At 65.7% G+C, this 21,085-nt stretch carries 22 protein-coding genes and 1 pseudogene; 15 read left to right on the plus strand and 8 right to left on the minus strand.

Annotation, left to right across the window (positions count from 1 at the left end; genetic code table 11):
• Positions 1-16 precede the first annotated feature (16 nt).
• The 10 genes from AXA74_RS03220 (at position 17) to fauA (ending at position 9,668) form a co-directional block, all read left to right on the plus strand.
• A complete protein-coding gene (locus AXA74_RS03220; RefSeq protein WP_029579075.1) occupies positions 17-1,357 on the plus strand; it encodes an aromatic ring-hydroxylating oxygenase subunit alpha in 1,341 nt (446 codons plus the stop codon).
• Between the two features lie 13 nt (positions 1,358-1,370).
• A complete protein-coding gene (locus AXA74_RS03225) occupies positions 1,371-1,910 on the plus strand; it encodes an aromatic-ring-hydroxylating dioxygenase subunit beta (protein WP_032954882.1) in 540 nt (179 codons plus the stop codon).
• A gap of 127 nt (positions 1,911-2,037) precedes the next feature.
• Positions 2,038-3,033: a Bug family tripartite tricarboxylate transporter substrate binding protein gene (locus AXA74_RS03230; RefSeq protein WP_032954881.1), complete on the plus strand. Its 996-nt coding sequence runs from the start codon at positions 2,038-2,040 to the stop codon at positions 3,031-3,033.
• A 3-nt stretch (positions 3,034-3,036) separates the two neighbouring features.
• A complete protein-coding gene (locus tag AXA74_RS03235) occupies positions 3,037-4,203 on the plus strand; it encodes an NAD(P)/FAD-dependent oxidoreductase (protein WP_032977770.1) in 1,167 nt (388 codons plus the stop codon).
• 1 nt (position 4,204) lies between these two features.
• Entirely contained in the window at positions 4,205-4,531 is a 327-nt protein-coding gene (locus AXA74_RS03240) for a 2Fe-2S iron-sulfur cluster-binding protein (RefSeq protein WP_032954880.1), read from the plus strand.
• A gap of 11 nt (positions 4,532-4,542) precedes the next feature.
• Positions 4,543-4,752 carry a hypothetical protein gene (locus AXA74_RS03245; protein ID WP_029579070.1) on the plus strand — a complete coding sequence of 70 codons (210 nt, stop codon included), beginning with the start codon at positions 4,543-4,545 and terminating at the stop codon, positions 4,750-4,752.
• Positions 4,753-4,783: 31 nt separating this feature from the next.
• Positions 4,784-5,782: a 2-hydroxyacid dehydrogenase gene (locus AXA74_RS03250; protein ID WP_032977773.1), complete on the plus strand. Its 999-nt coding sequence runs from the start codon at positions 4,784-4,786 to the stop codon at positions 5,780-5,782.
• A 10-nt stretch (positions 5,783-5,792) separates the two neighbouring features.
• The gene (locus tag AXA74_RS03255) at positions 5,793-6,299 is read left to right on the plus strand and encodes a 2,4'-dihydroxyacetophenone dioxygenase family protein (protein WP_032954878.1); all 507 of its coding nucleotides are present in this window, start codon (positions 5,793-5,795) and stop codon (positions 6,297-6,299) included.
• Positions 6,300-6,397: 98 nt separating this feature from the next.
• Entirely contained in the window at positions 6,398-7,354 is a 957-nt protein-coding gene (locus tag AXA74_RS03260; protein ID WP_032954877.1) for a helix-turn-helix transcriptional regulator, read from the plus strand.
• 115 nt (positions 7,355-7,469) lie between these two features.
• Positions 7,470-9,668 carry a TonB-dependent alcaligin siderophore receptor FauA gene (gene fauA, locus AXA74_RS03265; protein ID WP_051593902.1) on the plus strand — a complete coding sequence of 733 codons (2,199 nt, stop codon included), beginning with the start codon at positions 7,470-7,472 and terminating at the stop codon, positions 9,666-9,668.
• Positions 9,669-9,679: 11 nt separating this feature from the next.
• Here fauA and ppk2 read toward each other — a convergent pair whose 3' ends face one another.
• On the minus strand, positions 9,680-10,738 hold the full coding sequence (gene ppk2, locus AXA74_RS03270) for a polyphosphate kinase 2 (protein ID WP_029579065.1): 1,059 nt from the start codon (positions 10,736-10,738) through the stop codon (positions 9,680-9,682).
• Between the two features lie 76 nt (positions 10,739-10,814).
• Positions 10,815-11,954: pseudogene (locus AXA74_RS23775) on the minus strand (MFS transporter).
• Positions 11,955-12,056: 102 nt separating this feature from the next.
• Here AXA74_RS23775 and AXA74_RS03285 point away from each other — a divergent pair.
• Together AXA74_RS03285 and AXA74_RS03290 are read left to right on the plus strand one after the other, a co-directional pair.
• Complete coding sequence (locus AXA74_RS03285) at positions 12,057-12,980, plus strand: LysR family transcriptional regulator (protein ID WP_029579063.1); 924 nt, start codon at positions 12,057-12,059, stop codon at positions 12,978-12,980.
• A gap of 107 nt (positions 12,981-13,087) precedes the next feature.
• On the plus strand, positions 13,088-13,750 hold the full coding sequence (locus tag AXA74_RS03290; protein WP_029579062.1) for a MarC family protein: 663 nt from the start codon (positions 13,088-13,090) through the stop codon (positions 13,748-13,750).
• Positions 13,751-13,858: 108 nt separating this feature from the next.
• On the opposite strand, the gene AXA74_RS03295 is transcribed toward AXA74_RS03290, so the two are convergent.
• Positions 13,859-14,104 carry a hypothetical protein gene (locus AXA74_RS03295; protein WP_029579061.1) on the minus strand — a complete coding sequence of 82 codons (246 nt, stop codon included), beginning with the start codon at positions 14,102-14,104 and terminating at the stop codon, positions 13,859-13,861.
• 290 nt (positions 14,105-14,394) lie between these two features.
• On the opposite strand from AXA74_RS03295, the gene AXA74_RS03300 reads away from it, so the two are divergent.
• Complete coding sequence (locus AXA74_RS03300) at positions 14,395-15,078, plus strand: GGDEF domain-containing protein (protein ID WP_080666544.1); 684 nt, start codon at positions 14,395-14,397, stop codon at positions 15,076-15,078.
• A 7-nt stretch (positions 15,079-15,085) separates the two neighbouring features.
• On the opposite strand, the gene AXA74_RS24085 is transcribed toward AXA74_RS03300, so the two are convergent.
• The gene (locus tag AXA74_RS24085; protein WP_162230775.1) at positions 15,086-15,289 is read right to left on the minus strand and encodes a hypothetical protein; all 204 of its coding nucleotides are present in this window, start codon (positions 15,287-15,289) and stop codon (positions 15,086-15,088) included.
• Positions 15,290-15,571: 282 nt separating this feature from the next.
• Here AXA74_RS24085 and AXA74_RS03305 point away from each other — a divergent pair, with 282 nt between their 5' ends.
• Positions 15,572-15,895 carry a hypothetical protein gene (locus tag AXA74_RS03305; protein ID WP_032954875.1) on the plus strand — a complete coding sequence of 108 codons (324 nt, stop codon included), beginning with the start codon at positions 15,572-15,574 and terminating at the stop codon, positions 15,893-15,895.
• Between the two features lie 63 nt (positions 15,896-15,958).
• Here AXA74_RS03305 and AXA74_RS24090 read toward each other — a convergent pair whose 3' ends face one another.
• From AXA74_RS24090 to serS, 3 genes are all read right to left on the minus strand, one after another.
• Positions 15,959-16,099 carry a hypothetical protein gene (locus AXA74_RS24090; RefSeq protein WP_155271596.1) on the minus strand — a complete coding sequence of 47 codons (141 nt, stop codon included), beginning with the start codon at positions 16,097-16,099 and terminating at the stop codon, positions 15,959-15,961.
• A complete protein-coding gene (locus AXA74_RS23780) occupies positions 16,086-16,334 on the minus strand; it encodes a hypothetical protein (RefSeq protein ID WP_080666543.1) in 249 nt (82 codons plus the stop codon). The genes AXA74_RS24090 and AXA74_RS23780 overlap by 14 nt, the downstream gene beginning before the upstream one ends.
• Before the next feature lie 244 nt (positions 16,335-16,578).
• Positions 16,579-17,928: a serine--tRNA ligase gene (serS, locus tag AXA74_RS03310; protein WP_029579059.1), complete on the minus strand. Its 1,350-nt coding sequence runs from the start codon at positions 17,926-17,928 to the stop codon at positions 16,579-16,581.
• 354 nt (positions 17,929-18,282) lie between these two features.
• Here serS and AXA74_RS03315 point away from each other — a divergent pair, with 354 nt between their 5' ends.
• A complete protein-coding gene (locus AXA74_RS03315; protein WP_048939890.1) occupies positions 18,283-19,647 on the plus strand; it encodes a hypothetical protein in 1,365 nt (454 codons plus the stop codon).
• A gap of 6 nt (positions 19,648-19,653) precedes the next feature.
• On the opposite strand, the gene AXA74_RS03320 is transcribed toward AXA74_RS03315, so the two are convergent.
• Positions 19,654-20,991 (minus strand): replication-associated recombination protein A, encoded by a 1,338-nt coding sequence (locus tag AXA74_RS03320; protein WP_029579057.1) that lies wholly within the window; start codon positions 20,989-20,991, stop codon positions 19,654-19,656.
• Positions 20,992-21,085 lie beyond the last annotated feature (94 nt).

Raw genomic sequence — 21,085 nt, forward strand, 5'->3', positions numbered from 1 at the left:
CATACAAGGGGAAAAAATGGCGAGTAAGTCCATAGACGAATTGGTGATGGCCGACCAGGGCCTGGTCAGCCGCTCCATCTTTGTCGACGAAGAAATCTTCAAGACCGAGCTGGAGCGGGTGTTTTCCCGCGCCTGGCTGTTCGTGGGCCACGAAAGCCTGGTGCCGAATCCGGATGATTACTTCCTGTCCCGCATGGGCACGGAGTCCGTCATCCTGACGCGCGACCGGCAGGGCAATATCCAGGTCATGCTCAACAGCTGCGCGCACCGCGGCATGAAGCTGTGCCGCTATGACCATGGCAACAACCGCACGTTCACCTGTCCGTATCACGGCTGGAGTTTTTCGACCGACGGCAAGCTGGTCGAACGGCCCGGCGAGCTGGTGGGCGTTCCCGGCCATGCCACCCATTACAAGGGCGAGCTGGACAAAAAGGCCTGGGGCCTGAAGACCGTGGCCCAGGTCTGCGTGTACAAGGGCACGGTCTGGGCCACCTGGGATGCCGACGCCCCGCCTTTCCTGGACTATCTGGGCGATATGAAGTGGTATCTGGACGCGGCCCTGGATCACCGCGACGGCAGCCCGGGCGGCTCCGAGGTGATAGGCGGCGTGCAAAAGTGGCGCGTGAAGTGCAACTGGAAGTTCGCGCCGGAGAACTTCATCGGCGATCTTTACCACGATATCAGCCATCGTTCCGTGGACATCGTGGGCATCGGCCCCAGCGGCGGCAAGGGGCGCCGCGACCCCACGCCCAATCGCATGACCATCGGTTTTCCTCGCCGGGGCCATGGGCTGCTGGGCCAGCTGCCTTTCTACGCCGAGCCCGAGTACAAGCCGCTCTATGCCCAGCATCCCGAGGTGGAGGCGTATTACCGCGAGGTGCATGAGGCGCGGGTGCGGCGCTTCGGCGACAAGATGCGCGTGATGACCAGCGTGGGCACCATCTTTCCCAATATGTCTTTCCATGGGCGCCAGCCGCGCACCATCGCGGTGTTTCATCCCATCAGCCCGACCGAAATGGAAATGTGGCGCATGTACCTGGTCGACAAGGACGCCCCGCCCTCGGTCAAGGAAGCCGCACGCCATTATTACCTGCGCTATTCCGGTCCCGGAGGCATGACCGAGTCGGACGACATGGAAAACTGGACCGGCGCCACCGAGGCTTGCCAGGGCACGGTCTCTCGCGAGCTGTATTTCAATTATCAGATGGGCGTGGGCCATGCCCGCGCCGTGCCCGAGCTCAAGGGCTGTGTCGAGAACGGCGAATACACCGAGGAAAACGCGCGCATCTACTACCGGCGCTGGGCCCAGTTCATGAAGGGGTTGAGCTGGGACGCCCTGATGGCCGAGCCGGCGTGAGGAGGACAGACGAATGAGCACGACTTCGATTCCTTCGTCGCTGCTGCAGTGGTGGGAAGTGCAGCAGTTCCTCAGTCATGAAGCCGAATTGCTGGACAGCCGCCGCTTTGATGAGTGGCTGGGATTGTTCGATGAGCGGGCGCGCTACCGCATGCCGCTGGCGCGCAATGTGCGCCGCGACCGTATCGCCACCGAGGAATACACGACCCAGGACCAGGTCGCCTGGATAGACGAAAGCCTGCCCACGCTGCGCCAGCGCGTCGCCCAGCTCAAGACCGGCATCCACTGGGCCGAAGAGCCCGCCTCGCGCACCACGCATATGGTCGCCAATATACGTGTCGCCGAGAGCCTGGAGCAGGACGGCAGGCTGGCCGCGCGCGTGCATTCGCGCTTCATGCTCTACCAGAACCGCCTGCAAACGGAGACCAATGTCTTTGTCGGCAAGCGCAGCGACCTGCTGGTGCGCCATGACGATGGCTGGCGCATTCTCGATCGGGAGATCCATCTGGACCAGAACGTGCTGCAGGCCAAGGCCCTGACCGTTTTCTTCTGACCTTTCCTGTTTCCATATTGTCCTCCGGGATGGCCGCCAGGCCCTCCCCGGGGGAGGCTGTACCCATACCTGCTGTACCGGGGAGACGACACGCCGCGCCGCGGCCTTCCTTACATGGAGTGTTGCAATGAACCGCCGTACTGTTTTGAAGATGTTGGGATTCACCGCCGCCCTGCCCTGGACCCCGCTGGCGCGCGCCGCCGGCGGGGCCTACGCCAGCCGCCCCATCCGCCTTGTCGTGCCCTACCCGCCCGGCGGCGTGACCGACGTGGCGGCCCGCCTGGCCGGCGAGCTGCTGACAGCCAGATATGGCCAGCCGGTCGTGGTCGAGAACCGGCCCGGCGCCAGCGGCCTGATCGGCCAGCAGCTGGTCGCCGCCGCCGCGCCCGATGGCTATACCTTCATCATGGGGGGGCTGGGCGGCAATGTGCTGCCGCCCGTGACGGTGCGCGGTCTGCCGCTGGACGTGCCCAAGACTTTCGTGCCGGTCGCGCAGATCGCCGAGTTCGTCAATGTGCTGGTGGTGGCCAAGGAATCGCCACTGTCCAACGTCCAGGAGTTCCTGGCCTATGCCAAGTCCAAGCCGGCCGGCAGCCTGAGCTATGGCAGCAACGGCATCGGCACGTCCGCCCACCTGACCACGGAGTTTTTTGCGCAGCGCACCGGCCTGAAGATGCAGCATGTTCCCTACAAGGGCAGCAATGAGCTGAACATCGACGTGGCCAATGGCAATCTGGATTTTTGCTTCAGCAATCTGCCGCCCGTGCTGCCCCTGATCAAGAAGGGCAACCTCAAGGCGCTGGCCGTCACCAGCAGCTATCGCAGCAAACAGCTGCCCCAGGTGCCGACGTTCGAGGAAAGCGGCATGGCGGATTTCGACGTCACCAGCTGGCTGGGCGTGTACGCGCCGGCCGGCGTACCCGCGCCCCTGGTACAGGAGCTGGGCAAGGTGATCGCGCAGGGCGTGGACCAGCCCAGTGTGCGCGAGCGCCTGCAGACGGCCGGCTTCGAGCCGCAACCGCGCGACGCCGACGGCTTCGCCGCCCTGAACCAGCGCGAGCTCGAACGCTGGGGCGCCATCGCCAGGCAGGCCAATGTGGTCATCGAATTCGGCAAGGGCTGAGGCATGCAGCCTATCGGTGTATTGATCGTGGGCGCGGGCCATGCGGGCGTGGAATGCGCCTGGGCCCTGCGCGCGGCCGGCTACACGGGCAGCATCCTGCTGGCCGGCGAAGAAGTGCATGCGCCCTATGAGCGTCCGCCGCTGTCCAAGGGCTTGCTGCTGGGCGCCACCGAGCCCGCCCGCCTGCAGCTCAAGGCGCCGGCGCAATACGAGAGCCAAGGCATCATGCGCCTGGCCGGCCAAGCCATTGTCAGCCTGGGCGACGGCGTGGCGCGCTGCGCCGACGGCCGCGAGATCGCCTTTGAGCGCTGCGTGCTGGCCACGGGATCCCGCGCCCGCCGCCTCGCCGGGCTGGACGGCCCGCGCGTGCACGCCATCCGCAACCAGGAGGACGCCTTGGGGCTGCGCCAGGCCATCGCCGCCGGGCAGGGCCTGCTGGTGCTGGGCGGCGGCTACCTCGGCCTGGAAGCGGCCTGTTCGGCCGCCCGCCTGGGCGCCCGCGTGACCGTGCTGGAGCAAGGGCCGTCCCTCATGGGAGGCCGGGTGTCGCCCCACACCGCCCAGGCCATGGCGGCCCTGCACATCGGCGCCGGCATAGACCTGCGCCTGGGGTGCCGCGTGCAGCGCTGGGAGCGGATGGAAGCCGGTTGGCGGGCGCATATCGATGCGCAGCAGCGCTGCGAGGCCGAGCACGTGCTGGTGGCCATCGGCGGCGAACCCAACGACAGCCTGGCGCGCCAGGCCGGACTGGCCTGCGCCGACGGCGTGCGGGTCGATGAGCACTGCCGGACGTCGGACGCGCGCGTTTATGCCATCGGCGATTGCGCCAGCGCCTGGCGGGAAGAACTCGGGCGCCATGCCCGCGTGGAAAGCGTGCAGAACGCGCTGGCCCAAGCCCGCATCGCCGCCGCCCATATCGCGGGCAAACCGCCCCTGGCGCGCCGGACCGCCACGTTCTGGTCCGAACAGCAAGGACGCCGTCTGCAGATGGCCGGCCTGGTCGCTCCCGGCGCGCCTTGCCGCGATGTCGTCCTGTCCACGCCCAAGGGTTGGATCGTGGAACGCCATCTCGGCGACCGGCTTGCCGCCATCGAGGCGGTCGACAGCCCGGCCGAATTCGTCAAGGGCGTGGCGCGCCTGTCCGCGCCGCCCCAACTTCAGGAGAGCTGATATGCCCCAACTCTTTTTCGTGCTGCCGGACGGCAGCGAACAGGCCGCCCAGGCGCCCGCCGACTGGTCGCTGATGGAATGCGCGCGTGACCATGGCATCGAAGGCGTGGTCGCCGAATGCGGCGGCGGCGCGATTTGCGGCACCTGCCACGTCCATGTGGACCCGCAGTGGTTCGCCCAGCTGGAGCCGGCCGGCGCCACCGAGGAGGCCTTGCTTGAAGTGGTCCCCGGCCGCGGGCCCACCAGCCGCCTGGCCTGCCAGATCATGTTGAGCGAGGCGCTCGACGGCATGCGCGTGCGTGTGCCGGCCGAGCAGCTGGCGCTGTAGGAGGACGCGCCATGTCGTCAACCGTCAACCTGGTCGAGCTGCAGCCCGGCGCGGTCCTGCTGATGACCGATGGCGCCGTCGTCGAAGTCATCGAAAACCCGCAGGACGGCATCTGGATCACCTGCCGCTATCTCTCCCATCCCGGCAATCCCGCCTTGGTCAACGGCGAAGAGCAACAGGTCTTCGCCACCGACATCCAAGCCTACGCCGAAGCGCCTTGAGGCGCGCGGTTCGATTTCTCAGGAGTGTTTCATGTCCGCATCATCCCTTCCCACCATTGTCCTGTCCGCCCCGCTGCCGGCCGACCTACGCGAACGGCTGCAAGCCGGCTGCCGCATCCTGGAAGTACCCGCCGGCCAAAGCCCGGCCCAGGCGCTGGATGCCGCGCAACGCGAATCCGTCCAAGGCGTGCTGTGCACCATGAAGACGCGCATCGGCCCGGAAGAACTGGCCGCCCTGCCCCGGCTGCGCGTGGTGTCGAACTTCGCCGTCGGCTTCGACAATATCGATATCCCCGCCGCCACCCAGGCCGGGGTGCTGGTCTGCAACACTCCGGGCGTGCTGGACAAGGCCGTCGCCGACCTGACGCTGGGCCTGCTCATCTGCCTGGCCCGCAACCTGGTGCAGGGCGACGCCTTTGTGCGTTCCGGCCAATGGAGCAAGGGCGCCGCGCCGCTGACGCGTGACATCCGCGGCAAGACGCTCGGCCTGCTGGGCATGGGCCGCATCGGCCGCGAGGTCGCCGGCATGGCCCGGGCGCTGGGCATGCAAGTCCTCTATCACAATCGCCGCCGCGATGAAGCCGCCGAGGGCGAGGGCCTGGCGCAATACCGCGAACGCGACGCCTTGTTCGCCGAGTCGGACTTCCTGAGCATCCATATCCCGCTGAGCGCGGAAACCCGCCACAGCATCGGCGCGCGCGAGATCGGCCTCATGAAGCCCAGCGCCTATCTGATCAACACCGCGCGCGGCGCGGTCATCAACGAGGCCGAGCTGATCGCGGCCCTGCGCGCGGGCGCCATCGCGGGCGCGGGCCTGGACGTCATGGAAAACGAGCCGATCGACGCCGGCCATCCGCTGTGTTCGCTGCCCAACGTCATATTGCAGGCGCATGTGGGCAGCGCCACGACCGAAACCCGCCGCGCGATGATAGACCTGGCGGCGCAGAACCTGCTGGATGCGCTTCAGGACCGCCGGCCGGCCGCCATGGTCAACCCCTCGGTCTGGCAGGCCGGCGCCACCCTGGCGTGAGGAGAACAATATGCAGAAATCCAACCAGGCACTGGTGCAGGCCACCGGCATACAGCCCGAGATCGCCATCGCGGCCATCCCGGACGACGAGCGCGTCTGGGTGCCCCAGGCGCCGCAGGTCTGGTACCGCCCCCTCTTCCTGAACACCGTCACGGGCGGGTGGTGCAACCTGCTGCGCGTGCGCCGTTCAGGGGTGCTCAGCCGCCATATCCACCCGGGCATGGTCTTCGGCTACGTGATCAAGGGTTCATGGCGTTATCTGGAGCACAGCTGGGTGGCGCGCGCCGGCAGCTTTGTCTATGAGCCGCCGGGCGAGATCCACACCCTGGTCGTCGATGAAGGCGCCGAACAGGAAGAAATGATCACCTTCTTCAACATCAGCGGCGCCCAGGTCTACCTCGACGAACAAGGACGCCAGGTGGGCTATGAAGACGTCTTCAGCAAGATAGAGATGTGCCGCAAGCACTATATCGAAGTCGGCCTGGGCGCCGACTATGTCGATCAATTCATCCGTTAGCGGCGCGCCGTCCGGGCCGGCCGGCGGGGCGATGACATTCAAATGAGAATCCATGCTATTCTCATTTGATAATCATTCAAGCGCCGGCAGGCCCGCCCATGACGACTCCTTCTCCGACGGCAAGGTTCACGGTCGCCGACTTCGACCGCATGGGCGGCCCGGCGGGCTTTCGCTATCGCCTGCCGGCGCTGGGCGCTTGCGGCACCGAGGATCTGTGCATCGCCGAAGGCCGCGTGGAGGAGCATGAGATCCGGCCCGGCGTGAGCCTGGTGACTTCGGATGTGCGGGTGCACCATCATTATGAGTCGACCTCGATGACGGCGCCCCGCTTCTGCGCCATTGTGATGGTCCAGGGAGAGGCGCGCACGCGGCTGGACCGCCGGCCCGAGGCCCGCCTGGCCGCGCATGGCGGCGTCAGCGCGGTCCATGGGGACACGGTGGCCATGACGGGCATTCATCCGGCCGGGCAGCGCATACGCAGTGTCAACCTGTCGCTGTCCCGGCCCGAGGCCGTCGGCGACGAGCAGCTCAGCGAACGGCTCTGGAAAGCCATGCGCGCGCCCGATCCGCGCCTGCGCGGCTGGGCGGTGCCGGAACACCTGCTGCGGGCGGTCGAACACCTGCTGGATTGCGGCTGGGACCATCCCCTGCGCAATATGCTGCGTGAAGGCGTGGGCATGCAGCTGCTCGCGCATGCCCTGGCCTCGCTGGACCCGGCCCCGGCGCCGCGCCCCAGCCTGACGCAGCGCGACCGGCAATTGCTGGAACGGGTACGCGAACGGCTCCACGCCTGCCCCGGCGAAGACCATACGCTGGAGTCCCTGGCCCGGTTGGCCTGCATGAGTCCCAGCACCTTGCGCGTCAAGTTCCAGGCCATGTACCAGCAATCGGTCTTCAGCTGGCTGCGCGAGCGCCGGCTGGAGGTGGCCCGCGAGCACCTGGCCCGGGGCTGGAGCGTGCAGCAGACCGCGCATTTCGTGGGCTACCGCCACGCGACCAACTTTGCCACCGCTTTCCGCGAGCGTTACGGCATCGCCCCCAGCGAACTGGCCTGAGCTTCGGCGCCATCGGCGGCATCCGCCATACGCATCCCGTCAGCCGGCATACATCGCTCCCGGCACAAAAATTAATAATTCTTATTTCCGATACTTACTGCCCGAGAGCCTTGTCATGTCTTCTGCCCTGCGCGCGGCGCGGCCGAGCCGTTCCCTGGTCCATACCCTGAACACCGCATTGCTATGCTCGGTCTTCGTCCCTCCGCAAGCCGCCGCCCAGCGGGCGGCGGACGACGAAGTGGCCCAGCTGCCCGCCGTCAGCGTCACCGGCCGGGAGATCACCGGCACCACCGAGGGCACCCAGGCCTACACGACCGATGCCATGAGCACGGCCACGGGCCTGACGCTCTCGCCGCGCGAAACGCCGCAATCCGTGAGCGTGGTCACCCGGCAGCAGATCGAAGACCAGGGCTTGACCGACACCGGCGCCATCCTGGCGACAGCGCCCGGCATCTCCGTCACGCGCAGCGACAGCAACCGCTATTCTTTCTCGGCGCGCGGCTTCGCCATCGACAACTTCCAGTTCGACGGCCTGGTATCGCCCATCCTGAGTCAATGGAACTATGGCTCGACCGATATGGACGCGGCCATCTACGACCGCGTGGAGATCGTGCGCGGCGCCACCGGCCTGATGACAGGCTCGGGCAATCCTTCGGCCGCCGTGAATTTCGTGCGCAAGCGTCCTTTGCGCGAGTTCGCGGCCACTGTCAATGCGGCGGTGGGCAGCTGGAACTATGTGCGCGGCGATGCGGACATCTCCGTGCCCATCACGGACGACGGCCGGATACGGTCGCGCCTGGTGGCCGCCTACAGCCAGGGCGACAGCTATGTGAGTTTCCTGGATACGCGCCGCCGCACGTTTTATGGCGTGATCAGCGCCGACCTGACGCCGGATACGGTGCTGACCGCCAGCGTGGAATACCAACGCAACCAGAGCAATGGCTTTGGCAGCGGCTTTCCGCTGTTCTATAGCGACGGCTCGCGCACCGACTTCAACCGCACGGTGGCCAACAATGCGCCCTGGGCGCGGCTGGATACCGAGACCACGACGTACTTCGTGGACCTGACGCACCGCTTCGCCAATGACTGGAAGCTGCGCGCGGCCTACAGCCACACCGATGGCAGCTATCTCATGAAACAGGTGTACCGCGGCGGCTATCCCAACCGCGACACGGGCGTCATCACCGCGCGCCCTTCGTTTGCCAATTACGACGGCGACCGCGACCGCGACGACATCCACCTGTCCTTGTCCGCCCCCTTCGACGCCTTTGGCCTGCGCCACGAGATCGCCCTGGGCTGGATGAGCATCGACGACCACAGTGACATCCAGCAATACGCCATGGTCGGCCCGGCCCCGGCCATCGGCAGCTTTTTCAATTGGAACCGCGCGCATATCCGCGAGCCAGAATGGTCCAGCACCCTGTCGCCGGCCGATGACGTGCGCACCAAGCAGACCGGCGCCTATCTGGTCGGCCGGTTTGCGCTGGCCGAACCCCTGCACCTCATCGTGGGCGGCCGCTGGAGCAACTGGGACACGAAGCAGACCTATTTCGGCTCGCGGCGCGCGTACAAGATCAATGACCAATTCACGCCCTATGCCGGCCTGACCTACGACATCGACAGCACCTATACGGTCTATGCCAGCTACACGGAGATCTTCCAGCCACAGAACGCCCGCGACACCAGTGGCGGCATCCTGCCTCCCATCGAGGGCAAGAGCTATGAGCTCGGCCTGAAAGCCGCCTACCTCGAAGGACGGCTCAACGCCTCGGCCGCGCTCTTCCAGACGCGGCAGGACAACCTGGCCCAGGTCATCCCCGGATCCTCCATCCCGGGCTTTCCGAATATGCAGGCTTCGCGCGCCGTCTCCGGCGCCAAGGTCGAGGGGATAGACCTGGAGGCCAGCGGCCAGGTGCTGCCGGGCTGGAATATCAGCGCCAGCTACACGCACTTCACCGCCAAGGACGCCAACGGCAACCCGATCAACACCAGCCATCCGCGCAGCCTGTTCAAGCTCTACACCACCTACCGCCTGCCGGGCGCCCTGCACCGGCTGACGGTGGGCGGCGGCGTGGACTGGCAAAGCCGCATGTACCAGTCCGCGGCCAGCCCGCGCGGCAATGTCGACGTTGAACAGGGCAGCTACGCGCTGGTGAACCTGATGGCGCGCTTTGACTTCAGCAAGCAGCTGTCGGCCACCTTGAACGTGAACAATGTGTTCGACAAGAAGTACTACGACCAGATCGGCTTCTTCAGCCAGGGGTGGTGGGGTGCGCCGCGCAACGTGATGCTCAACCTGCGGGCGCAGTACTGAGGCCGCCCCGCCTAGAGCGCCCGGCCGACGATCAGCGGATCGGTGGCCAGATCGGGGCTGCTGCCGCGGCCCTCGTAGGGCAGGCGATTCAGGACGTAGCGCATGGCGTTGAGCCGCGCGCGCTTCTTGCAATCGGACTTGACCACGATCCAGGGCGCGTCGGCCGTGTCGGTATGGGCGAACATGGCCTCTTTGGCCCGTGTGTAATCATCCCATTTGTCCAGCGAGGCCAAGTCCACCGGGCTCAGCTTCCATTGCTTGAGCGGATGGACCTTGCGCTGCTGGAAACGCCGTTTCTGTTCTTCCTGGCTGACCGAGAACCAGAACTTGACGAGATGGATGCCGCTGTTGACCAGATGGCGTTCGAAATCCGGCACCTGACGCAAAAACTCCAGGTACTCCGCGTCGCTGCAAAAGCCCATGACGCGCTCCACGCCGGCGCGGTTATACCAGGAACGGTCGAACAGCACGATCTCGCCGGCCGTAGGCAGGTGCTGGACATAGCGCTGGAAATACCACTGGCCGCGCTCCGTGTCGGAGGGTTTCTCCAGCGCGACCACGCGCGCGCCCCGAGGGTTGAGGTGCTCCATCATGCGCTTGATCGTGCCGCCCTTGCCGGCCGCATCCCGCCCTTCGAAAACGATGATGACGCGCTGCCCGGTGGCCTTGACCCAGGCCTGCAGCTTGAGCAGCTCGACCTGCAGGCGGTACTTCTGCTTCTCGTAGTTCTTGCGCAGCATGCGATGCCGGTAGGGATAGGCGCCGTCGCGCCAGTCGCCGGCCAGCTCCAGGTCGGGATTGCGCGGCGAGGGCCGCGCCGCCGCCTGCACCAGCGCCTGGTGCACGGCCCGCGCATCGTCCGGCGATAGCGCCTCGATGACCGAACGCAAGGCCTCCTTGGCTTCGCCCTCGGCCTGGACGCGGGAGGCGATGTCCGCCATGACCGACATCGCTTCTTCGCGCGCGGCCTGCATGCGGGCCTCGGCCTGGGCGCGCCCGGGGTCCAGGACCGGCGCCTCGGGGGGCAGGCCGGTCTTGCGAGGCGTACGGGAGCGAGGCTTGTCAGTCATGGCGCGAAACTCCTTAATCAAGCACAGCGGAAACCGCAACCCTAGACCATCGCCGAATCCGCGCCTTTGCGCAAGATCAAGCGGCCCGCCGACGCAGCCCCAGCCCGGCCAGCAACAGCAGAACAGCCGCTCCCCACGGCAGGATCCGCGCGCCGCCCTGATCCAGCAGCATGGCACCGGCCAGCCCGCCGCCGGCGATGGCCAGATTCCAGGCGGTGACCAGCATGGACTGCGCCACATCGGCCGCCTCGCCGGCCGCGCGCACCAGCGCCGTCTGCAACAAGGTGGCCGCGCCGCCGAAGGCCAGGCCCCAGAGCAGGATGCCTGACAGGACCGCGCCCGGATCGCCCGGGGCGGCGGCCAGGATCAGCGCGGCCAGCAGGAACAAACCCACGCTCAGGCTCATCAGCAGCCGGGGACGGCGGTCCACGCCGGCCGCCGCCACGCCGATGGACAGCAGCGAACTCAGGCCGAACAGCAGCAGCATCGTCGCGGTGCGCTCGCGCAGGCCCGCCCATTCCAGCAAGGGCGCGATCTAGGTGTAGAGGATGTTGTGCGCCAGGACATAGAACAACACCGTCATCAGCACGGCCGCCACGCCCGGCAAGGCCAGCACCTGCGCCAGGCTCCAGCGCCGCCCGGCCGCCTGCCCCGGCGCATCCGGCAGCGCCAGGCGCAGCCAGAGCACCAACAACAGCGCCATCACGCTCATCAGGGCGAAAACCATGCGCCATCCCAGCCAGCCGCCCAGCCAGGTCCCGAGCGGAATCCCCAGCGATAGGGCCAGCGGCGCGCCCATCATCGCCACAGCGATGGCGCGGCCCTTCATGGCATCGGGCACCAGGCGCGCGGCATAGCCGGCCAGCAGCGCCCAGACCAGGCCTGCCGACACACCGGCCAGGAAGCGCGCCGCCAGCGTCAGCGAAAACACGGGCGAAATGGCCGTCACCAGATTGACGGCGGCAAAACCGGCGATGGCGGCCAGCAGCAAGGGGCGCCGCCGCCAGCCCTGGGTCGCCGCCACCAGCGGCATGGCGGCCAGGAGCGATCCCAGCGCATAGGCCGTGATCGACTGGCCGGCCCAGGCCTGGGAGATGTCCATGCCCGCCGCGATCTGCGGCAACAGGCCGGCCGGCAAGGCTTCGGTAAGAACGGTCAGAAAGCCGGCGCAGGCCATGGCGATCAGGGCGGACCAGGGAAAGGCAAGGGAAGACATCGGGGTACTCACGCGGAAGCAGAAAGCCGCATGCTAGAAAAGTCGCCATGAAAGAAAAATACGCTACAGTTCCTTTCACTTCGGACTTTTTTTCCGTAATCCATGCACAGCGACAAGCTCTCCGCCCTGGGTACTTTTGTGCAGGCCGCGCAGACGCTCAGTTTCACGGCGGCGGCCCGGCAGCTGGATATATCGGCCTCGGCCGTGGGCAAGGCCATCGCCCGCATGGAGGCCCGCCTGGAGGTGCGGCTTTTCCATCGCAACACCCGCAGCATGACGCTCACCGACGAAGGCCGGCGGCTGCTGGAGCGCGGCCTGCGCATCCTGAGCGAGGTGGAGGCCGCCGAAGCCGACATCGGCCGCAAGACGCCGCAGGGCGGGCTGCGCGTGGGGCTCCCACTGGCCAGCCATCTCTTCATGCCCCCGGTGCTCGATTTCATGCGCCGCTATCCCGGCATCGAGCTTGAGCTGGACTTCAACGAAGCCTTCGTCAATCTGGTCGAAGAAGGCTATGACGTGGTCATCCGCGTGGGCAAGCTGCGCGACTCGGGCCTCATTGCCCGGCCGCTGGCGCGCTTCCGTTACCGCATCGTGGGCGCGCCGGGCTATTTCGCCGCGCACGGCCAGCCGCGCCGGCCGCAGGACCTGCCGCGGCACGCCTGCATCCACTATCGCGCGCCCAGCAGCGGCAAGCTCCTGCCCTGGCCCCTGGTGGTCAATGGCAGCGCAGCCCGTCCCAAGCTGCCGCGCTCGGCCATCGCCAGCACGCTGGAGCCGCAGCTTTGCATGGCCGAACAGGGTTTCGGCCTGGCCTGCCTGCCGAGCTTTGCGGTTGACACCGCCATCGAACAGGGACGCCTGGTGCCGGTGCTGGACAAATACCTGCCGCTGGATGTGCCCTTGCAGGCCGTCTGGCCGGCCAGCCGCCAGCCCTCCCCGCGCATCCAGGCCTTCGTCTCGCACATGCAGGCTGCGCTGGTCCGCCAGCCCGGCCTGCGGCCCGCGCACGGCGCCCCCGCTGTCTGAGCCGCCGCGCCAGGCCGGACCGCAGCCGGGTTGCCAAATCCGGCAAAGCCATCGACACTAGTGCCGCGCGGTGGACCGGCCACCGCCCTGTCGTGTCGCGAGGCCTCATGAGCCAGTTTGTCTCCGAAATCCTGTTCGGCTATACCACGCTCATCAGCATCATCAACCCGGTCGGCCTCGCCTTCATCTTCCTCAACAAGACCGCCACCCTCACCGTCGAGGAAAGGCGCAAGCTCGCCTACAGCGTCGCGCTGAATTCTTTTTTCGTCCTGATCGTGGCTTTCTTCCTGGGCACCTTCGTGCTGCACATGTTCGGCATCACGCTGGAGGCGCTGCGTATCGCCGGCGGGCTGGCCGTGGCGGTGTCGGGCTGGACCATGCTCAACGCGCCGGAAATCCACAACAAGGATGCCCAGACTGTCCAGCAGATCGCGCCCAGCCAATTGGGCGAAATGGTGTTTTTCCCGCTGACGGTACCGCTGACTACCGGGCCCGGCACGGTGGCCGCGGCCATCGCGCTGACGGCCAACCGGACCAAGGAGCTGCGCGAGTTCGTGCTCGGCAGCCTGTCCTCGATTGCGGTCTCCACCCTGGTCGTCGTGACGATCTATCTGGTGTATAGCCGGGCGGACTCGCTCTCGCGCTTTCTGGGCGCCGGCGGCACCCGGGTGGTGACCCGGGTCTCCGCCTTTTTGCTGCTCTGCGTCGGTGTGCAGATTATTCTTACCGGCATCAGCCAGTTTATCAGCCCCTTGCTCGCCGGCTCTTGAACCGGGCTTTACCGGGCACCATCGAATGATTATCTTTTTGACCGGCCATGATTAACCATGGCCGGCTCATGGATTTATCCGCCTGCGTTCCCGCAAACGGCCCGGATATCAGTTGTGATGCCGCGCGCGCGGCTCGTCGGGACCGGTCGCCGGCCCATGAACCGCCGTGATGCGCTTGGGCCGCCATATCTTGCAGGCATGTTCCAAGCTCTTACCCTGCTGCAGGAATCTGGCGAATCCCATCGCCTGCTCGACCGTCAGAAACTCGTACTTGCGGGCTGAACAGCAGACAGCCCGGCCTTCCCGAATCACTTGCAAAAGAGCCTCCCTGTTGTTGGACCAATGATCAAACATATACCACGATTCAAACCTGAATCCTGTTATCTATTTAACGCAATGTTCCCTCCAAGGGGCATGGCGAGGCAGTTATCGCATATATAAAAGATTCTCTACAAAACACACAAAATCATGGGTGCCGATTAATCGCAAATTTGCGACCAAGATGCAGCATGTGGCAGATAAATCGGTGCTGCCGCAAAGCTTGACAATCGTTGACACTAGTTTTCTGGAGAAACATCTGGAAACGCCGTAGCCTTGAGTCTGAGCCTAACCCAAGCAGGCCCACACGAAAGATGCGCTTTGCCATGATCTCCTCAGACAAAACCTCTCGCGCCCACCGCATCCCCCTGCGCAAGCGCGTCTCCACCCTGGCTTCGCGCCATTCCGGACCGAGCCTGCCGGCGCGGTGCCCGGCCGCGCTGTGTCAGCCGGCGCTGCGCCGCAAGCTGACCGAGCTGGAGGCGGAGAACCGCCGCCTGCGGCGCCTGGTGGTGACCGATGATTTGACGGGCATTTTCAACCGGCGTTATTTCGCCAAGCGCCTGCGGGAGGCGCTGCATGCGCCGCAACGCGGGCTGGGCGTGGCGCTCTGCCTATTTGACCTGGATGATTTCAAGGCCATCAACGACAGTCTGGGGCACGCCGCGGGCGACCGCCTGCTGCATGCGGTTGCCCAGGCGGTCAAGCTGCAATTGCGCCGCAACGACGATTGCGTCTGCCGGGTGGGTGGTGATGAGTTCGCGGCGATTTATTCGGCGGACTCGCCGGAGAAAGCCCTGCGCCAGGCCGAAGGCCTGATGTCGGCCATCCGCCAATTGAACTGGGGACAGACTGGGGCGGTCAGTGCGACGTTTGGCCTGGTATGGCTGCCCCCGGGAGTGATGGTGGACTGGCAGCACGCCTACGCCCGGGCCGATGACGCGCTGTACCGCGCCAAGCACAGGGAAAAGGGCGGCATCACGCTGCTGGATGCGGCCCAGGCGGTTTGAAGCGAGGTCAGTCGCGGGAGAGCTCGGGCGGTTCGATCCAGAAAAAGCGCTCACCCTGCCGGATCATGCTGGCGACGCCTTCGGGTTCCATGCGGAAATCCGTGCCCATGAGCGTGGCGCCCCCATCCGCATGGATGTGGATGATGGCCAGGGGATCTTTTTCCATGGTGTACCAGTAGTACCCAGGCTTGAGGTCGTGAGCGGTCGTCATGGGTCGAGTATACCGATAAGCCCCGCGAAACGCTTGCGCTGGCGCAAGCCGGCGCATGTTGGTGATCGGATGTAACTCGCCCGCCGGGCGATTTGATTTCAGCCGATGTCAAGTCCCTTCTTTCCCCTCTGGGCCGGCAATGGCGCGGCGCAGCACCGGCGCGCCCGCTGGTTGCGCTTTGTCGCCATTGCAATACCCACCGGGGAAGCTTTCGCCGCGAAAAGGACGAAAATACGATCGACGCAATCTCAAGACTGCATGTGCAGCAAGGCAGGTGAAATCATGAAGAAATGGCTAGTCGCCGGTTTGGGCGCCGCCGCCCTGACGATGTCAGCTGCGGCAATGGCGCATGTGGACATCGGCGTGTCCATCGGCATTCCCGGTATTGCGGTCGCCCCCGCCCCGGTCTACGTGGCACCGCCCCCGCCGGTCTATATGGCCCCGGCCCCGGTCTACGTCGCCCCGCCGCCGCGCTACTACGCGCCGCCGCCGGTCTATGTCCGTCCGGTGGTCGTGCCGGCTCCGGTCTATTACGGCGGCCCGCGTTGGCATGGCGGCCCGCGCCATTACGGCCCACCCCCGCGCGGCCACTGGCGCCGCGACTGAGGCGCGCAGGACAAACAAAAAGCCGCCCGAGGGCGGCTTTTTCCATGGCCGGCCTGGGCCGGATCAGGCATTGGCCTGAGCCGGCTTGGCCGGCAGGGCGGCAGCGGCCTCTTGCGAGGACGGTTGCCGTGCGGCAGCGCGCATGGCGTCGAGCCAACGGCGCGGGGTGCTGGTGTTCTTCCACCAGCCATTATGCGGTCGCATGTGCAAACTCCGGTTCACCATTAAAACGAACACCATTGATCTTCGAGAAGATTTCCTGACTGCCTGCTTCCGCCTCGCTGAGGCTGCGGTAGGTGGCCAGGTTGGGAAGATCCCACGCTTTTTCGGGAGCCGTGCCGCCCACGCGGCGCGTCCATATCCGCACACCGAAGGACTGCCCCTCTTTCGGGACAACAGTGCAACGAACGCGAAAATCGCCAATCATTCGTGAAGTCATGGTTAGCTTCCTCTATTGAAATGAAGGGACACGAGGCCAAGCAGACATATTGTGCCGCAAGATGCGGCCCTTTTAATCGCTCATTCACATTTGTTCACATCAATAGCGCAAGACAAAGATACCGGTCAAAGGCTACAGAATGATTTCGGCCACGGAAACGGAATGTGGCAAACCATTATCGGAACAATAAATCGATAAATAAAAAAACCCGGCCGCGGGCCGGGTTTTCAGGTTTGCTCAAGCCTCAGGGCTTGAGCACCTCGATGCCGCCCATATAGGGACGGAGCACCTCCGGCACTACGACACTGCCATCGGCCTGCTGATAATTCTCCAGCACGGCCACCAGGGCGCGCCCGACCGCCAGTCCGGAGCCATTGAGCGTATGGACGAACTCGGGCTTGCTCTTGGCGTCAGCGCGGAAACGCGCCTGCATGCGGCGTGCCTGGAAACTCTCGCAGTTGGAGACCGAGGAAATCTCGCGCCAGGTGTTCTGCGCCGGCAGCCAGACCTCCAGGTCATAGGTCTTGGCCGCGCCAAAGCCCATGTCGCCGGTGCACAGCAGCATGACCCGGTAGGGCAGGCCCAGCCGGCGCAGCACGGCCTCGGCATGCCCGGTCATCTGCTCCAGCGCCTCGTAGGACTGTTCGGGATGGACGATCTGGACCATTTCGACTTTGTCGAACTGATGCTGGCGTATCATGCCGCGCGTATCGCGCCCGCCGCTGCCGGCCTCGGAGCGGAAACAAGGCGTATGCGCGGTCATGCGCAAGGGCAAGTCGGCGCCGGGCACGATGGTGTCGCGCACCACGCTGGTCAGCGTGATTTCCGACGTCGAGATCAGGTATTGGTCTTCGCGCACGAAAGCCTTGCCATGCTCGTCGACCTTGGGGTCATCGTCGCCGCCGCCCTTGGTCACGAAGAACATATCGTCCTTGAACTTGGGCAATTGCCCGGTGCCGTACAGCGTGGAGCTGTTGACGATATAGGGCGTGTAGCACTCGGTATAGCCGTGCTCGCCGGTCTGCAGGTCCAGCATGAACTGCGCCAGGGCGCGGTGCAGGCGGGCCATCTGGCCGCGCATGAAGGAAAAGCGCGCGCCCGACAGCTTAGCGGCGGTGTCGAAATCCAGGCCCAGGGGCTCGCCGACGGCGACGTGGTCGCGCGGCTCGAACCCCAGCGCGGCGGGGTTGCCGTCCGGGCCGGCCTGGCCGGGCAGCCAGCGGCGGACTTCGACGTTCTCGTCGCTGGACGCACCCACCGGCACGCTGGCGTGCGGCAGGTTGGGCACCGACATCAGCAGCTCATTGAGCTGCTGCTGCAGCATCGCCAGCTCGTCCTCCAGCTGCTTGAGCCGGGCGGGCAAGGCCTGCGATTCCGCCATCACGGCCGAGGCATCCTCGCCCTTGGCCTTGAGCTGGCCGATCTGCTTGGCCAAGGCATTGCGGCGCGCTTGCAGGGACTCGGTCTCGGTCTGCACGGACTTGCGGCGGGACTCCAGATCGTTGAACCGTTCCGTGTCGAAGGCGACGCCCCGGCTCCGGAGGCGGTCCACGACGGTTTGCAGGTCTTTGCGCAGCAGTATCGGATCTAGCATGGTGATGGCGATTGAGTTGGGAAACGCGCCGCCGGCCGCGGGGACCGGGCGCCTTGGGTCGCGGCACGAAGCGCCGGCAACCCCGGGGATTTTACCCTCCCCGCCGGATGGGCTTGCCGCGCCCTGGCCGTCTGGCGGCCAACAGGACGCAAGGGATGACAAACCATGCGGATAAGGACTACTGATAAGGGTCGCAGGTCACGCTAGTCTAGAACCATCAAAAAAGCGACCGGGCAGCCAGTGGGTTGCGGGATCGTACTCAAAAGCGGCGGGAGGCAAGGAAACAGGATGCGTGTAAACCCATGCATCAGCGCATGACGCAGCACGTGGTCAAAGACGACATACGCCACCCGCATGTTGATGTGCCTAATCAAACCCTCGCGCCTGCATATTATTTTCCTGCACCGATTTGCCGCCCTCACCCTGCTGCTGGTGCTGCTGCACCAGAGCATGATTGCCGCGTCGGCCTATTTCCTGACCGAGGCGATAGGGCAATTGCAGGCTGGCCAGGCTTTCCAGCTGTCGCTGCTGCTCTATTTCGCCAGCATGATTCTGCCCTTCGTCCCGGGCTGCCTGTCCTACGTGACCATGCAGGCCTGGGCCAACGCCGCCCATGCCCGCTTGCTGCGCATGTTCGAACTGCGCTTTCAGGGCAGGACCGCGCGCTATCGTGATGCGGCCAGCCGGGAGGAGGTCGATTCCGTCGTCTCGCGCAATGCGTTTTCGGCCACCTTCGGCTACATCGCGCATATCTATGGCTTTGCGAGCTTCAGCCTGAACAGCCTCCTCAGCCTGGTGGTGATCGCCTACTTGCTCCCGCCCGGCATCTGGCAAGGCTATGTCATCAGTGTGATCGCCTGCGCCGCGGTGATCGCGGTCTTCAACCCGGGCATCTCGCGCCTGTCCGAGACGTCCCAGGCCGGCCTGGCCGGCTATGGGCATATCCTGGGCCGCTTCTGGAGCAACGTTACCCTGGGCAACCGCCACAATCTCGCCCACTGGCAAGCGCAGGCCGGCACCACGGGCCGTCTTTACTATCGTTCCTTGATCAGGCTGGAATGGCTCAAGCAATCCAGTAATTTCCTGCTCGGCCTGGTGACGCTCATCCCCACCTCTTATCTGATCTATGAGACGGTGACGGCGCCGGATATTGAACCGGCCCTGATCGCGGCCACTCTCGTGAACCTGACACGGATATTCCATATCCTGAATTCACTGGGCGCCCTGGTCTACCAAATCCTGGAGTTCGGCGCCGCCGATGCCGCTTTCAAATATCTGCTGAAGGCCGCCCGGCTTACCGAGGTGCCGCCGGCCGGCAGCCCGGCCATCGCCGGCATACGCATCAACGACGTGCCGGTCGCCGACCCGCGGGCCAGCGCCAGCGCCATCCAGGCGGCCAAGCAGGGCCGGTTCACGGTGCGCGGGCCCAATGGTTCGGGCAAAAGCACTTTCTTGCTTGAGCTGAAGGGTGCGAATCCCGACCAGGTCTTCTATCTGCCGTCGTCCTTCGAACAACTGGTCTGGCAAGGCAAGCAGGACGGGCTGTCCACCGGACAGCGCATGATGCGCATCCTGGCGGAAATCCGGCAGATGGATGAGGTGAAAGTCCTGCTGCTCGATGAGTGGGATGCCAACCTCGACCAGGAGAACACCCGCCTGGCGGATGATTTCCTGGATGCGCTGGCGCGCGAAAAAGTCGTCGTGGAAGTGCGGCACTAAGCCGCGCTAGCGCTTCTTGTCGCGGGCCTGGGCGTCGAGTTCGCGCAGAAACGCCAGTTTCTGCTGGATTTTGGCCTCCAGCCCGCGGTCCGTGGGTCGATAGAAAGTCGGGTTCAGGCCATCGGGGAAGTAGTGCTCGCCCGCGGCGTAGGCATGGGGCTCGTCGTGGGCATAGCGATAGGTGCGCCCATGGCCGAGCTGCTTCATGAGCTTGGTCGGCGCGTTGCGCAGATGCAGGGGCACGGGCGCGCTGCCGTGCTCGGCGGCGAATTTGCGGGCGGCGTTGTAGGCGTTGTAGACCGCGTTGGATTTGGCCGCGCAGGCCAGGTAGACCACGGCCTGGGCCAGGGCCAGCTCACCCTCCGGCGAGCCCAGGCGCTCATAGATATCGGCGCCCTGCAGCGTCAGCTCGGTGGCGCGGGGATCGGCCAGGCCGATGTCCTCCACCGCCATGCGGACCAGGCGGCGCGACAGGTATTTGGGATCGGCGCCGCCGTCGAGCATGCGGGCGAACCAATACAGGGCGGCGTCCGGGTCCGAGCCGCGCACCGCCTTGTGCAAGGCGCTGATCTGGTCGTAGAAGGCGTCGCCGCCCTTATCAAAGCGGCGCAGGTTCTGCGACAGCGAAGTCTCCAGCCAGGCGGCATCGACCTCTTCGCGGCCGGCGGCTTCGGCCGACTCGGCCACGACCTCGACCGCGCTGATCAGGCGCCGGGCGTCGCCATCGGCCCAGGCCGCCAGTTGCTCGCGCGCGGCCTGGTCAAACCGTATCGGCTTGTCGTCGCGGCCCTCATTGAAGGCCGCCACGGCGCGGTCCACCAACAGCGTGAGCTCCTCGGCGCTGAGCGATTGCAGCACGTAGACGCGGGCGCGCGACAAGAGCGCCGAGTTGACCTCGAAAGAAGGGTTTTCGGTGGTGGCGCCAATGAAAGTGAACAGCCCGCTTTCCACATAGGGCAGGAAGGCGTCCTGCTGGGCCTTGTTGAAGCGGTGGACTTCGTCGACGAACAGGATGGTGCGGCGGCCCTGCCCTTGCGCGATCTGGGCGGTGGCGACGGCGTCGCGGATGTCCTTGACGCCGCCCAGCACGGCCGAGATGGCGATGAACTGGGCATCGAATCCATCGGCCATCAGCCGCGCCAGGGTGGTCTTGCCCACGCCCGGCGGCCCCCAGAAGATCATGGAATGCGGCCGGCCCGATTCGAAGGCCACGCGCAGCGGCTTGTCCGGCCCCAGGAGATGGGATTGCCCGACCACGTCGGCCAGCGTGCGCGGACGCAGGCGCTCGGCCAGGGGCACATAGGGGCGGTGGGCGGGGTCGGCGGAAAACAGATCGTTGCTCATGGCAGCGGAAAACAGAAGGGCAGCGTCCAGGCGGCCATTACACCATGAGCGCGGCTAGGGGAAAGTCCTAGCTCCCGCCTGTAAATTTCTTTCA

It is taken from the genome of Bordetella hinzii LMG 13501, from assembly GCF_001548475.1.
GTDB classification, from domain to species: domain Bacteria; phylum Pseudomonadota; class Gammaproteobacteria; order Burkholderiales; family Burkholderiaceae_B; genus Bordetella; species Bordetella hinzii.